This window comes from Bradyrhizobium sp. Ken64 (assembly GCF_055807555.1).
Genome location: NZ_JBVVPA010000016.1, coordinates 72,677 through 86,888, shown reverse-complemented (window position 1 = coordinate 86,888; position 14,212 = coordinate 72,677). Strand labels below are relative to the sequence as shown.

The window sequence follows — 14,212 nt, the reverse complement described above, 5'->3', positions numbered from 1 at the left end:
ATCGGGCATCCTGGCGCAAGGTCAAAGCCGGAAATTCGGCCTCGATTTTGCGTGCACCGCACAAGACGCATGCCTCCATTCTGATCAACCGGTACCGGACGGGCTCGACAACCTCGCCGCGTGTGACACCGGCAAGACGGTGCCTGGGGCCCGATCACCGCGGCAAAGCATTAAGCTTCCGGCGCATTCGCAACCAACAACCACCTTCCCGATTTACTATTCGTGCCATTACTATCGGTTCCAAATGAGCGCGGCCGGGAGGCTTCTCGCGAGCGCCAGAGTTGTGGGAGAATGACATGAGTGCCGCGAGACCCGAGCCGCTTGCCCGTCAGGCGCTGGCGTTCGTCCTGGCCGGCGGACGCGGCAGCCGGCTGCTGGAGTTGACCGACCGGCGCGCCAAGCCCGCGGTGTATTTCGGCGGAAAATCCCGCATCATCGATTTCGCGCTGTCGAACGCGGTGAACTCGGGCATCCGCCGCATCGCCGTCGCCACCCAGTACAAGGCGCACAGCCTGATCCGGCACCTTCAGATGGGCTGGAACTTCTTCCGTCCCGAGCGCAACGAGAGCTTCGACATCCTCCCGGCGAGCCAGCGCGTCTCCGAAAACATGTGGTACGTCGGCACGGCCGATGCGGTCTACCAGAACATCGACATCATCGAATCCCACGCCTGCCGCTTCATCGTGGTTCTCGCCGGCGACCATATCTATAAAATGGATTACGAGGTGATGCTGCGCCAGCATGTCGACAGCGGCGCCGACGTCACCGTCGGCTGCCTGGAGATGCCGCGCCAGGAATCTTCCGGCTTCGGCATTATGCATATCGACGAGAACGGCTGGATCAAGGAGTTCCTGGAAAAGCCGAAAGATCCGCCGCCGATGCCGGGCAAGCCGGACGTCTCGCTGGCCAGCATGGGCATCTACGTGTTCGACGCGAAATTCCTGTTCGAGGAGCTCAAGCGCGACGCCGAGGATCCGAATTCCAACCACGATTTCGGCAAGGACATCATCCCCTACCTCGTCAAGAACGGCCGCGCCATGGCGCACCAGTACTCGACCTCCTGCGTCCGCTCCGGCAGCGACCCCCGCGCCTATTGGCGCGATGTCGGCACTGTCGACGCCTATTGGGCCGCCAATATCGACCTCACCGACGTCGTGCCCGAGCTCGATTTGTTCGACAGCGCCTGGCCGATCTGGTCCTATTCGGAAATCACGCCACCGGCAAAATTCGTCCACGACGAGGAGAGCCGGCGCGGTCAGGCCGTGAGCTCGCTGGTCTCGGGCGGCTGCATCATTTCCGGCGCCTCGCTGCGGCGCTCACTGCTGTTCACCGGCGTGCGCGTCAATTCCTACGCCAATGTCGAGAACGCCGTGATCATGCCCTACGTCAATGTCGGCCGCGGCGCGCGCCTGAAGAACGTCGTGATCGATCGCGGCGTCGAGATCCCGGAAGGGCTCGTCGTCGGCGAGGATCCCGAGTTGGACGCAAGACGCTTCCGCACCACCGAGCAGGGCATTTCGCTCATCACCCAGCCGATGCTCGACAGGCTCAATACATGACGCCTGTTCGCGTCATCGCTGTCGCCTCTGAAGTCTATCCCATCGTCAAGACCGGCGGCCTCGCCGATGTCGCGGGCGCGCTGCCGATCGCGCTGAAGGCGCATGGCGTCGAGATGCGCACCTTGATGCCGGGCTATCCCGACGTGATGCGGGTGCTGGGGGGAGCCGACGAAATCCGGCGCTGGCCGGATTATTTCGGCGGACCCGGACGTCTGCTCGCCGGCTCGCATGACGGCCTCGATCTGTTCGTGCTCGACGTGCCGCATCTCTACGCACGGCCTGGCAACCCCTACGTGACACCCGAAGGCGTCGACTGGCCGGACAATGGCGTGCGGTTCGCCGCGCTCTCGCGCATCGCGGCCGATATCGGCCACGGCCTCGTTCCCGCCTTCGTGCCCGACGTGGTGCATGCCCACGATTGGCAGGCCGGGCTGGCGCCGGCCTATCTGCATTACGACAACCGCCCGCGGCCGGCCACCGTGATGACCATCCACAACATGGCCTATCAGGGCAAGTTCGCGCCCGAGCTGATCGGTTCGATTGGCCTGCCCTGGCGCGCCTATGGCGTCAACGACCTCGAATATTTCGGCGGCATCAGTTTTTTGAAGGCCGGCCTGCAATTCGCCGATCGCATCACGACGGTCTCGCCGACCTACGCGCAGGAGATCCAGAGCGACGAGGGCGGCATGGGGTTCGGCGGCTTGCTTCGCGCCCGCGCCAACGTGCTGAGCGGAATCCTCAACGGCATCGATGTATCCGTTTGGAATCCGCAAACCGATCCGCACATCGCCTACCGCTTCGGCGCGGAGGACCTCACATTCCGGGCCGCCAACAAGGCGGTGCTTCAGCAACAGTTCAATCTTGATTCGTCGGATGAAGCGCCATTGCTCGGCGTTATTAGTCGCCTGTCCTGGCAGAAGGGGCTCGATCTCCTGCTCGAGGCCATCCCGACCATTTTGCGCGAAGGCATGCAGCTCGCGCTGCTCGGCAGCGGCGACCGCGATCTGCAGGATCGCTATCAGGCCATTGCGCGCGCGAACCCTGGCCGGATCGGGGTCGTGATCGGCTATGACGAGATCATGGCGCATCTGATCCAGGCCGGCTCGGACGCGCTCATCGTGCCCTCGCGGTTCGAGCCGTGCGGCCTGACCCAGCTCTGCGCGCTGCGCTACGGCGCCGTGCCTATCGTCTCGCGGGTCGGCGGCCTCGAGGATACCATCGTCGATATCGGCGAGGCCGATGTGTCCGGCCACGATGCCACCGGATTCAAGTTCGGACCGGTGACAGCGGATGCTCTCGCCGGCACGCTGCGCAAGGCCAACATCGCCTTTCACGACAAGCTGACCTGGCGCCGGCTGCAACTGAGCGGCCTTGCGACCGACGTGTCCTGGCGCAACCGCGCCGGTGACTATGCCGCACTCTATCGCGGCCTCATCACCGCGCGCGCCTGAGGGGAGCTGTCGCGTGGAATAGCGTTCCTGCGGTCCATCCTTCGAGACGCCCGCTCCGCGGGCTCCTCAGGATGAGGGCGGAGTACACGGAAGCGATTTCGACAGCCGCGGTGCTGCTTAGCCTCATCCTGAGGAGGCGCGTAAGCGCCGTCTCGAAGGACGAGGCGCGCGCACAGACTGTCGCCTGGATCGCCACCCCAGACCCGTCACCATCGTCGAATCAATGCTATAGAGCCGCCATGGACCCCTTCGTGATCAAACTGATCGGCTTTGCCGCCGCGACCTGCACCAGCGTGGCCTACGCGCCGCAAGCCATCAAAGTGTGGAAAACCCGCTCCACCGGCGATATTTCGCTCGGCATGTTCCTGGTCATGGTGCTTGGGCTGGCGCTCTGGCTCGTCTATGGCCTGCTGTCGGGCGATGCGCCCCTCATCGCCGCAAACGTCATCACCATGGTGCTCGCCGGCGGCATCCTGTTCATGAAGCTGAAATTCGGGTGAGCCACTCTTCTTCACCTCTCCTCGCGTGCGGGAGAGAGGGTGAAGATTACCCCCCGAACACATACGACGCCATCGCGACATTTGCGACCTCGTCGACGAAGACGCGCTTGCCCGCGTCGCTGCCGGCGGCGCCGGCGGCCACCATGAGCGGCAGCAGATGATCTTCGCGCGGATGGGCCAGGCGCGCACTCGGGGCGTTCTCCCAGTCCACCAGCATCGCGTTGCGGCGCGCCGCGTCCTTGTGGCTGATCGCCTCGTTCAGATAGGCCTCGAAATCATACGAGATCGGCTTCGACTCGGCACGGCCGAACCCGCGCATGTTGTGATACGTCAGCCCGCTGCCGACGATCAGAATGCCTTCGTCCCGCAGCGAGGCAATCGCCTGCCCGACCTCGATGTGTTCGGCCGCGTCATAGCTCGATCTCAGCGATAGCAGCACGATCGGCATGTCGGCGTTCGGATACATCAGCCCGAGCGGCACGAAAGTGCCGTGATCGAAACCCTGGTTGGGATCCTCCCGGCAATCGACGCCCGCGCGCGTGAGCAGCGCCTTCACCTCCGCGGCGAGCTCGGGCCGCCCCGGCGCAGGATATTTGAGGTGATAGGTGTGCTCGGGGAAACCGTGATAGTCGTACACCATCGGCGGATGCGCTGAGGTGGACACGGTGAACGCGTCAGCCTCCCAATGTCCTGTAATGACGAGCACGGCCTTGGGCTTCTCCGGCAAGAGCTGCGGCAGCCGGCCGAACGCCTCGGCAGTCTTCGCATATTGCACTCGCCTGTCCACCATGAACGGCCAGGGACCGCCGCCATGCGACAGGAAGAAGGTCGGAAATCGCACCATGGGTGAAGGCTCGTTTCATTGGCAACATGCGCGTGCTGCCCGCGCGATCGGTCGCGAGCATAGGCAAACCGGTATGGTTAGCAAGACGTTAACGATTTTCCGCCCAGAATCCCGGGCGTAGCCGAAGGAGTCGGCCAGCAGCCAGGGACGTGAAATGAAGAAGTTTGCGTTGGGGGACGTCGTCAACAGTGACAAGGGCCGCCGCGGCGTCGTTCGCGCCGCCTACAAGTCGAAGGAAGGCCAGCAGTTCTACGCCGTCGAGAAAGACGGCGCGATGGATTATCTGGAGGAAGACCGGCTGAGCCCGGCGCCGCGCGTCGAGCTTGCGGCTTAAGTCCAACTCATCCTGCCCTAACGCCCGAACCGGTCCAGGCGCTCCGACCAGGGGTCGTCTCCGCTCGCGATGCGCTCGTTCGTGATCAGCAGCAGGCGATCGTTGCCTGCGGCCGAATCCCAATGCGGCAGGTCCGCACCGTTGGGATCGCCACTCTTGGCGAAATTGATCCAGTAGGCGCGCATGCGATTTGCGACCTCGCGATCGGCTCGTGACAAGATGCCCGCACCGGGCATGCCTTCCACGCCGAAGATGAACTGCAATTCCCGCCCGTGATCGCCCTCGGGGTTTGCGCGCCGTGCCTCCGGCACATAGGCAAAGCGATAGCGGAAGGTCGGCGCACCGCTGGCGGCATGCAGGCGGGCCAGCAGCCTCACCGGCTCCGAGAACACCTTGTCGGTGTAGAACCTTGCCGCGCGGCCGGAAGGTCTGGCGAGGTCGGGATAGAGCGTGCGCAGTTCATCGCTCGTGATGCCCCACGATGCCAGCTCTTCCCGCATATCCAGCTCGCTATCGAAGCCCGTCTCGTCGTCGTTCGAGCCGATGATCAGGGGAATGCGGCTCTCATGTCCGGCCGCGAAGCCCGCGGCGACCTCCTCGCTCACCAGACTCCCATCGATCGTCGGCGCGAAGCTCCGCGGCGATTTTTCCAGGAGATGTTTTTCGACGGCAAGCAGGCGTCGCGACTCGGCGGCGCGTAAATCGACCTGTCGCCCCAGCGCCGCCACGAATTGCCGGCCCACACTCTCGGCCTCTTGTGCCGAACGCAGGCGCGCACGGCCGGGGAGCGATTGCAGAATGGCTTTCTGAAACAGGTCGCGCGCTTGCGCAGACAGCATCAGCAGCGCGATCGAGGTCGCGCCTGCGCCACTGCCGAACAAGGTGACATTGTTCGGATCACCGCCGAAGGCTGCGATGTTGTCGCGCACCCAATGCAGCGCCGCGATCTGGTCCATCAGGCCGTAATTGCCGGAGCCGCCTTCCGACAGCGCGGGATCGCTGAGCCAGCCGAACGCGCCGAGGCGAAAATTCACGGTCACCACGATGACGCCGGCTTGCGCGAGCCTGGCACCGTCGAACAGCGGATCGTTCGCGGTGCCGCTGACGAAAGCGCCGTCGTGGATGAACAGCATCACCGGCAACGGCCCGTCGACCCCGAACGGACGGAACACGTTCAGCGTAAGGCAATCCTCACTCGATCCCGGCAGCGAGGGCTGAAGACACGGCGCGCCATAGGCATAGGCGGTGCGCATCTCCGCACTCTCGGGCGCAGCCTGCGGCGGACGCCAGCGCAGCGGACCGATCGGCGCGGCCGCATAGGCCAGCCCCTTGAACGAGGCCACCTCGCCTTCGACGGCGCCAAGCATCTGCCCTTCACGCGTCAGCGCAAATGGAAACTGGCCGACCGGCTGGGCCATGGCCGAGCCGGCGCAACAGAGGATGAGAGACGTCGCAAAAAGCGCGAACACGGACCGCATCTTCGGAGCATCTCGATGCGCGGAAGGATTTTGGCAGGTTATGTCCGTGGCCCGCTGCGAGGCAAGCGCCGCGGTCGCGCCTAGCTCCCCTTGGCGACAAGCTCCGCCAGTGCGTGCCGTGCGATAATGCCGAGTTCACCGAGCGTGGTGTGACCGGACTGCGCCGCCTCGATCAGCCGCTGGGCGATGAACCTGCGGCTGCCGTGATCGCCGCCGTGCGGCAGTTGGCGGCACGTCTCCTCCAGGACGACGTCCATGTTCGCTTTGGTCCGCTCACTCAACTCTGTCATGACGCCCGTCGGCACGCGTGGCTTGTAGCCGCAAGCATACACAGACGGACCGTACAAGATTAGCCCGGGAAATCACGGCCATTGTGCATCGCGATGCGTGTGCTGCCGCAACATTCACGCGGCCATGATGACGCCGCAAATGGTGACCGAAGATTGCACGTGCCGTGATGACAAGCCGAACCTGCAGCGATAGCCTGCCGGCAAAACAAAACACACGGGAGGAAATGCCATGCCTGACGCAATGGTTGCTGCACGTGCCTCTGATGCAGGGCGCGGAACCAGCCAGCAGGTCGATGTTGCCGTGGTCGGTGCCGGATTTGCCGGCCTCTATCTTCTCCATCGGCTGCGCAAGGCCGGCCTCACGGCGGTCGCCCTCGAAGAAGCCGGCGACGTCGGGGGCACCTGGTACTGGAACCGATATCCCGGCGCGCGCTGCGATATCCAGACCATCGATTACAGCTACACCTTCGATCCGGACCTCGAGACCGCCTGGACCTGGTCGGAGAAATACGCGACCCAGCCGGAGATCCTGCGCTATCTCGGCTTCGTCGCCGACCACTACGATCTCAGGCGTGACATCCGCTTCAAGACCAAGGTCACCGAAGCGAAATGGGACGAGGCGACCGAACGCTGGCAGCTCACCACCGACAACGGCGCGCCGGTCTCCTGCCGCCATTACATCATGGCCACCGGCTGCCTCTCGGCGCCGAAGCCGCCGGAGATCGACGGCGTCAAGGACTTCAAGGGCGAGGTCTATTTCACCGGACGCTGGCCGCATGGCGGCGTCAATCTCGCCGGAAAACGCGTCGCGGTGATCGGCACGGGATCGTCGGCCATTCAGTCCATCCCGCTGATCGCCGAGCAGGCCGCACACCTGACCGTGTTCCAGCGCACGCCGAATTTCGCGCTGCCGGCGCACAACGGTCCTGCGCCTTCCGATCGCATGAGCCTGCTGCAAGGCGATCGCGCGGCCTATCGCGAGCAGGCGCGCCAGTCGATGGCCGGCGTGCCCTATCCGCAGCAGACGGTCGTGAGCTGGCAATTAAGCGATGCCGAGCGTCGTGAACGGTTCGAGCGTGCCTGGGCGGCCGGCGACCTCGTCCACATCCTGACCCAGCTCTGGGCCGACCAGGCGGTCGACCTCGACGGCAACAAGATCGTCCAGGACCTGATCCGCGAGAAGATCCGCGCCGCCGTCAAAGACCCCGAGACCGCCGCGGCGCTGATGCCGGACGATCATCCGTTCGGCGCCAAACGCCCCTGCCTCGATACCAACTATTACGCGACCTACAACCGGCCGAACGTCACGCTGGTCAATCTGCGCCAGGAGCCGATCAAGGCGATCACCGCAAGTGGGATCACGACGGCCAAGCGCAGCGTCGACGTCGACGTCATCGTGTTCGCGACCGGCTTCGACGCCATGACCGGCGCAATCCGCGCCGTGCATCCGATCACCGGACGTGGCGGCAAGTCGCTCACCGACGTCTGGGCGCAGGGGCCGCAGACCTATCTCGGGCTCACGGTCGAGGGTTTTCCGAACTTCTTCATGATCACCGGGCCCGGCAGCCCCTCGGTGCTGTCGAACATGGCGGTGTCGATCGAGCAGCATGTCGACTGGGTCGTCGACCGGCTCAAAGCATTGCGCGACGCCGGCTTCACCACGATCGAGCCAACGGAGACGGCGCAGGCCGGCTGGAACAGGCACATGGCCGACTGCTCGATGGTGACGCTGCACCGGCTCGCCAACACCTGGTACACGGGCGCCAACGTCCCCGGCAAGGTGCAGGGCCTGATGCCCTATACCGGCGGCGTCGGTCCCTATCGCAGCATCTGCGACGAGGTGGTCAGCCGCGGCATGCTCGGCTTCAAGCTGACCGGCCCCGACGTCGCCGCGCAATGCAATGACGGCGAGGTGGTGCGCCTCCAGCCGGACGTGCGGCTGGTGCTGAACCTGCTGGCGTCGCTCAACCTGCCGCCGATCGAGTCGATGGGCGCGCAAGGCGCCTGCGCCTTCGTCAATGAGTTCAACAAGGGCCGCCCGGCGGGACGGCTGATCGGCGACATCGTCGACGGCACCCTGCCCGGCGCCGACGGTCCCCTGCCTTATCGGGTCTACAAGCCGGCAACATCAGGTCCGCATCCGGTCGTAGTTTATTTCCACGGCGGCGGCTGGGTGCTCGGCGACGAGCAATCGGACGAGCCGTTCTGCCGCGACATGGTGCGGCGGACCGGCATGATGCTCGTCAGCGTCGGCTATCGTCATGCGCCCGAGCATCGTTTCCCGGCCGCGGCCGAAGACGGCTATGCGGCGACGCGCTGGATCGCCGAGCACGCCGCCGAGCTCGGCGGCAGGCCGGGCCCGGTGCTGGTCGCCGGCTGGAGTGCTGGCGGCAACATCGCCGCCGTCACCTGTCAGCTTGCGCGCGATCGCGGCGGCCCTGAGATCGCGGGCCAGCTCCTGATCTGCCCGGTCACCGACTGCACCTTCGACCGCCCCTCGTACAACGACAATGCGACCGGCTATTTCCTGACCCGTTCGCTGATGTACTGGTTCTGGGACCTCTATTGCTCGCCGGCCGACCGCACCGATCCGCGCGTCTCGCCGCTCCGCGGCAAGGTCGCAGGACTGCCGCCGGCCTTCGTCGTCACCTGCGAATTCGATCCGCTGCGCGACGAAGGCATCGCCTATGCCGAGGCCATGGCAGCCGCCGGCGTCCCGGTCGAGCAACTGAAGGCGCGCGGCCATTTCCATTCGTCCTTCACGATGGTGGACGTGATCATCACGGGCGCGCCGGGCCGGGTGCAGATGGCCGAGGCCTTGCGACGCTTTGCCGGGCTTCCGCCCGAAGTTGGTCACGGCGACGAGACCAGCCACGGCCGCACCAATCCGGGACATAGGATCGCGGCGGCAGCGAGCTGACAGGAATAATTGGCGGGAACTATTTCCCTGTCATCGCGTTTGGTGCTGTGGCATTGAGATGCAGTAATGGGTGTGGGCCCCGGTACGCGCGATCGTGTGCCGGGGTTCTTTTTGCGTGAGGCAGGACAATGGGGGACGTGGTTGGGGATTCAAAGGTCGATTTTGGTGTCCTTGCGGTGCTGCATAAATGGCCATCGCTTGCGAACCAGCGACGGTCGGACCGAGCGTCCTACCAGGTGATCGAGGGCACGCTCGACGAATGCATCTCGGCGTTCATGGCGAAACCGGCGGCGACCAGGCATCTCTATGAGATCCGCACGATCGCACAACCGCCGCTGGTCACCGACATCCTCTCGCCCGAGCACATCACGGAGCTGGCGCGCCTGAGAGAATTTCTCTGATCCCCGCAGAAGCACCGTCTGAGCGCAGGAACCTTCTTCCGGCTTTTCCCGTTGATGGTGATCGGAAGCGAAGGCGTGAGTGCCTCAGATGCTTGAAGCCGGCGTGCCAGCCCCGGTCGTGCCCTATGGCGCAGACCAGACCCTGTTCGTGGTGATCGATCGCCTCGACAAGGCGACCGAAATCCGTGTCGAGCGAAGCGATCTCGATGCCACGATTGGCGAGCTCGTCGCCGGCTGCTTCAACGACCCCGTCAAGGTCATCTCGTTCAACACGCTCGAGCACTGGATGAAGGACATCTCGACCGACGTCGCCGGAGAGATTCGGGCGCGCTGCGACATCGATGGCGTGACGCTGCCCGACTATCTCAGCGACTTCGTCGAGAGCCATAGCTGAGCGTGCATGGAGGAATCAGGCGCGCCGGTACTTGGCAGCGATGACCTCGATCTCGCGGCGGCGTTCGCCTGCGAAGGTCAGGAGCTTTTCGATCGTCAACGTATCCGTGATCCGTTTGGCCAGCCGTTCGGCGCGTGCGGCCTGATCTTCGAGATACTGGATCGTGGTCAAACGTCGCCCCCCCCGAGTGCGATTTGGAGTCCCGAATTGCTCGGGTATCCATCGTGCGCTGGAGGCGGCTAACAGCCGGTTAAGCACAGCGTTTCGGATCGATGCAGCTGGAAATTATCGCACCACGTCGAGCCGGACATTGGTGACACCCTTGTCGACCATGCCGAGCGCCTCGGCCGCGGAGGGAGAGATGTCGACCACGCGTCCGCGAACATACGGACCGCGATCGTTGATCCTGACGGTCACGAAGCGGCCGGATGAGACGTCGGTGACGCGCAGCTTGGTGCCGAACGGCAGGCTGGGATGGGCCGCGGTCAATTCGTTCTTGTCGAACCTCTCGCCGCTCGCCGTCTCCGTGTCCGAATAGAAGCTGGCGACGCCGTGCGAGACGCTCTGTTTTGCATCACCGTCAGACACGCGCGCCCGGCTGATCGGACGCGGATGCAGCGCCGCCACCCTGTGCGGTCGTTCGACAGCGGCTTGGCGGTGGGTGCCTAGATCGGCCTTCTGGCGGCCGACCGGCGACTGCGCACACGCCGCAAGCGACGCCGCACCGATGATGGCGAGCAGGATCCGGCACAGGCTTGCCGGCGAGATCCGGGCAGTTTCGGCACGTGCAAAGCAAGACATGATGCGCCCTCCGAATGGCCCCGAGTTTCGGCGGGCAATGAGGGCAGAACCTTGTCGGAACGAAAGCGCGCCTGCGGCCGCGGCCGTTTCGCTTTAGCTGTGGCGATTCCACCACACTGGCTTGTCCTGAATCGAGACAGATTCTTTCGCGAGCACCTCTCTCACTTCCTCTCCCCCGTTCTTGCGGGGAGAGGGAGTGGTGAGGAGCCGCCTCCGCGAGTCCGGCTTGAATGTAAGCGCTAGTACTGCGGCTCGTACATCTGCGACTGAACCAGTGCCTTCACGTCGTTGGGCGCGGGTCCGTCCGCAAGCCCGCGCTGAAAAGCGACATCGGCGACGGCGGCAGCGATACGCACCGAGACCTCGCGGATGCGCGGCAGCGCCGGGTAGAGGCTGCCTTGCGCAAGATCGTCCTTGCCGACGCAATTGGCGAGCGTATGGGCGGCCGCCATGAACATCTCGTCCGTCACCAACCGCGAGCGGCTGGCGATGACGCCGAGACCGACGCCCGGGAAGATGTAGGAGTTGTTGCCCTGGCGCGGCACGAAGGTGCGGCCGTTGAGCTTGACCGGCTCATACGGACTGCCGCAGGCAAACAACGCGCGGCCCTCGGTGTAGCGATAGGCGTCCTCCGCCGAGCATTCGGCCTTCGAAGTCGGATTGGAGAGCGCGAACACGATCGGCTGTTCGTTGAGCTCGGCCATCGCCTTGAGCACCTCAGGCGTGAACGCACCGCCGACCGCGGCAACACCGATGATCGCCGTGGGCTTCAGCGTCCTGATCGCGGTGAGGAAGTCGGCGATCGGCGCCTGGTCGGCATGGGCATAACGCAGCTTGTGGCCGGACAGGCCTTCACGTCCGCCGACGACGAGGCCGCGGGAATCCACCAGCCAGTTGCGCCGAAGCGCCTCGGCTTCAGAGGCACCTTCCGCCATCATCGCGGACGTCACGAGATCGGCGATGCCGGTCGCGGCCTCGCCCGCGCCGAGGAACAGGATGCGCTGATCCCTCAGCTTGCCGCCGTTGACGCGCAGCGCCGAGAACAGGCCGGCGAGCGCCACCGCCGCCGTGCCCTGGATGTCGTCGTTGAAGACGCAGGCCTCGTCGCGATATTTGTGCAGCAGCTTGAACGCCGAGTGGTTGGCGAAATCCTCGAACTGGATCAGCACACCCGGAAAGGTCTTTCGCGCGGCGACCATGAACTCGTCGACGAAGCTGTCATAGGCCTCGCCCGTGAGCCGCCGCTCGCGCAAGCCGAGATAATACGGATCTTTCAGGAGCTCTTCGTTGTTGGTGCCGACGTCGAGCACGATCGGCAGGCACGTTTCGGGATGCACGCCGGCGCAGGCCGAATAGAGCGAGAGTTTTCCGACCGGAATGCCCATGCCGTTGGCGCCGAGATCGCCGAGGCCGAGGATGCGCTCGCCATCGGTGACGACGATCAGCTTGGCCGGATAGGGCCAGTTCTTCAAGATCTCGCCGATCTGGCCGCGATCGCGCGAGGAGATGAACATGCCGCGTGGCCGCTGGAAGATCAGGCCGTATTTCTGGCAGGCGAGCCCGACCGTCGGCGTGTAGATGATCGGCTGGATCTCGTCGATATTGTCGACGACGACGCGGAAGAACAGCGCCTCGTTGCGGTCGTGCAAGGCATTCAGCGCGACGTATTTTTCGAGATCGGTCGGCAGCGTGCGCAGGTTGACGAGCACCCGCTCGACCTGGGTCTCCATCGTCAGCACGCAAGGCGGCAGCAAGCCGCGCAGGCCAAGCGCATCGCGCTCGTGCCCGGTGAAGGCGGTGCCCTTGTTGAGCAGGGGATCGCGCAGCAGCGCCATGCCGTGCACGGGTAAGGACGATGTCGAATGGGCGCTGACCCGAGCAGGTCTGTTCACAAATTCCCCCAGGGAGTTTCTTATTCGAGGACAGCCATTGTCGGCCAGTGCTCACCTTATATCAAGGACGTAACCATCTGCGCATCGATTGTGATCTCGCACCGCAGCGAGGTTGTCGCGAGAGACGTGGCCCTGCGTGCGTCAAAAGGCAACGCGCGGCATCGGCAGTGAGCTCCCTCCCCCGCGTGCGGGGGAGGGGTTGGGGAGAGGGCTGTCTCCGCAATGGGATTGTCGGGAAGCGGAAATCCGCAAACGGTGAGTGCCGCGGGTGGAAATCTCCTGCCCCAGTTCGGCAAAGCGCTGCTCGAGATTGGGTCGGCCACGCCGCGACGATGGCTGCGTTCAGCTTCGTGACGATCCCCCTCGGCGTGTTATCCCAACGATGAGCTGCGGGCCCATCGCAGCGAATTGGAGCCGGAGTGAACGCTGCCGGGCCGGCACAGGCAAGCTGGAAATGATGCTGGACCGCTTGGGACATGTACTCATAAACTCGCGCTGCACTTCGTGTGAGGTCCGCTCTGCCTCCAATACCGGCCGTGTTGGCGCACCTCACTCCAGGTCCGAGTTGAGCCAATAGACGACATCGCAACGGCGCGAGCGGCCCGGTGAGCGATCATGTCGATGGCGCCTCATCCTTGGATGGGCTCATTGCCGGTATCGGTATGTTGTGATACAACCCCTAGGTGTCGGGGCGGCTGTTCCGTCCTCGATTTGGGGAGGTACCTTATGAGATTCTCGTCAGGCTTCGCCGTGCCGTCAGTCGTCGTGACCTTGTCAACCGTCTTACTGTGCAGCAGCACGGCAATGTCGCAACCCACACCAAACTCGTCACTTCCCGCCGTCACGGTCGAAGCGCCGAAGGCAAGACCAACTCTTGTGCCGAGGGAAGGGCCAACGACCGTGACATCGCATCGGGCAACCCGCCATCGTGCGACCGGCTTGTCAGCTGCTCAAAATCCTGCGTTCGGGCCGAATACGGCCTTGGGCAGGCTTGCCAAGCTGGAGAGATCCGCTAGCAGTTGCAACGGTGGTTGCGAAACAAGTTACAGGGTCGGCAACGCTCCATGGGTCGGATGTAGCCTTTCCGGCCAGGAAGGGGTTGACGGTAGCATGTTCTCGCCGACCTGCCGAGACACACTCAACTACAACACCTACGCGCAGTGCGTAGAGACCAAGGGTTTCCTTGGCGCGACGTCCAGAGAGTCTCGGTGGCTTTGTACCAGCCTGCTGGCTGGTGGCAAGTTGCCCGGCGAAAGGCTGGTCGCCGACGCCAGGCAATCGGGCCACCGTTAATCGAGTCCCTCCTGGCGGCGATGTCCCAAAGATCGACCGCATGGCGCGAATGCGT

At 64.4% G+C, this 14,212-nt stretch carries 13 protein-coding genes; 7 read left to right on the top strand and 6 right to left on the bottom strand.

Annotation, left to right across the window (positions count from 1 at the left end; genetic code table 11):
• Positions 1-296 precede the first annotated feature (296 nt).
• The 3 genes from glgC (at position 297) to AC0L2F_RS24610 (ending at position 3,510) form a co-directional block, all read left to right on the top strand.
• A complete protein-coding gene (glgC, locus tag AC0L2F_RS24620) occupies positions 297-1,559 on the top strand; it encodes a glucose-1-phosphate adenylyltransferase (RefSeq protein WP_007613273.1) in 1,263 nt (420 codons plus the stop codon).
• A complete protein-coding gene (glgA, locus tag AC0L2F_RS24615; protein WP_473250155.1) occupies positions 1,556-3,010 on the top strand; it encodes a glycogen synthase GlgA in 1,455 nt (484 codons plus the stop codon). The genes glgC and glgA overlap by 4 nt, the downstream gene beginning before the upstream one ends.
• A 239-nt stretch (positions 3,011-3,249) precedes the next feature.
• The gene (locus tag AC0L2F_RS24610; RefSeq protein WP_473250154.1) at positions 3,250-3,510 is read left to right on the top strand and encodes a SemiSWEET transporter; all 261 of its coding nucleotides are present in this window, start codon (positions 3,250-3,252) and stop codon (positions 3,508-3,510) included.
• Between the two features lie 46 nt (positions 3,511-3,556).
• Here AC0L2F_RS24610 and AC0L2F_RS24605 read toward each other — a convergent pair whose 3' ends face one another.
• Positions 3,557-4,354, bottom strand: coding sequence for a DODA-type extradiol aromatic ring-opening family dioxygenase (locus tag AC0L2F_RS24605; protein WP_473250153.1), 798 nt, complete (start codon positions 4,352-4,354; stop codon positions 3,557-3,559).
• Positions 4,355-4,508: 154 nt separating this feature from the next.
• Here AC0L2F_RS24605 and AC0L2F_RS24600 point away from each other — a divergent pair, with 154 nt between their 5' ends.
• Positions 4,509-4,688 carry a hypothetical protein gene (locus AC0L2F_RS24600; protein ID WP_007601069.1) on the top strand — a complete coding sequence of 60 codons (180 nt, stop codon included), beginning with the start codon at positions 4,509-4,511 and terminating at the stop codon, positions 4,686-4,688.
• Between the two features lie 17 nt (positions 4,689-4,705).
• Here AC0L2F_RS24600 and AC0L2F_RS24595 read toward each other — a convergent pair whose 3' ends face one another.
• Positions 4,706-6,166 (bottom strand): carboxylesterase/lipase family protein, encoded by a 1,461-nt coding sequence (locus AC0L2F_RS24595; protein WP_473250152.1) that lies wholly within the window; start codon positions 6,164-6,166, stop codon positions 4,706-4,708.
• A gap of 80 nt (positions 6,167-6,246) precedes the next feature.
• Entirely contained in the window at positions 6,247-6,456 is a 210-nt protein-coding gene (locus AC0L2F_RS24590; protein WP_473250151.1) for a hypothetical protein, read from the bottom strand.
• 229 nt (positions 6,457-6,685) lie between these two features.
• On the opposite strand from AC0L2F_RS24590, the gene AC0L2F_RS24585 reads away from it, so the two are divergent.
• The 3 genes from AC0L2F_RS24585 to AC0L2F_RS24575 all read left to right on the top strand — a co-directional run bounded on the left by AC0L2F_RS24585 (position 6,686) and on the right by AC0L2F_RS24575 (position 10,171).
• Positions 6,686-9,376: a flavin-containing monooxygenase gene (locus AC0L2F_RS24585; RefSeq protein ID WP_473250150.1), complete on the top strand. Its 2,691-nt coding sequence runs from the start codon at positions 6,686-6,688 to the stop codon at positions 9,374-9,376.
• A 128-nt stretch (positions 9,377-9,504) separates the two neighbouring features.
• Positions 9,505-9,777, top strand: coding sequence for a hypothetical protein (locus tag AC0L2F_RS24580; RefSeq protein ID WP_018457466.1), 273 nt, complete (start codon positions 9,505-9,507; stop codon positions 9,775-9,777).
• Positions 9,778-9,865: 88 nt separating this feature from the next.
• The gene (locus tag AC0L2F_RS24575) at positions 9,866-10,171 is read left to right on the top strand and encodes a hypothetical protein (RefSeq protein WP_007601056.1); all 306 of its coding nucleotides are present in this window, start codon (positions 9,866-9,868) and stop codon (positions 10,169-10,171) included.
• Positions 10,172-10,186: 15 nt separating this feature from the next.
• Here AC0L2F_RS24575 and AC0L2F_RS24570 read toward each other — a convergent pair whose 3' ends face one another.
• From AC0L2F_RS24570 to AC0L2F_RS24560, 3 genes are all read right to left on the bottom strand, one after another.
• A complete protein-coding gene (locus tag AC0L2F_RS24570; RefSeq protein ID WP_473250149.1) occupies positions 10,187-10,342 on the bottom strand; it encodes a hypothetical protein in 156 nt (51 codons plus the stop codon).
• Between the two features lie 114 nt (positions 10,343-10,456).
• Positions 10,457-10,972: a septal ring lytic transglycosylase RlpA family protein gene (locus tag AC0L2F_RS24565; protein WP_473250148.1), complete on the bottom strand. Its 516-nt coding sequence runs from the start codon at positions 10,970-10,972 to the stop codon at positions 10,457-10,459.
• A 239-nt stretch (positions 10,973-11,211) separates the two neighbouring features.
• Positions 11,212-12,864: an NAD-dependent malic enzyme gene (locus AC0L2F_RS24560; RefSeq protein ID WP_473250147.1), complete on the bottom strand. Its 1,653-nt coding sequence runs from the start codon at positions 12,862-12,864 to the stop codon at positions 11,212-11,214.
• Positions 12,865-14,212: the final 1,348 nt, after the last annotated feature.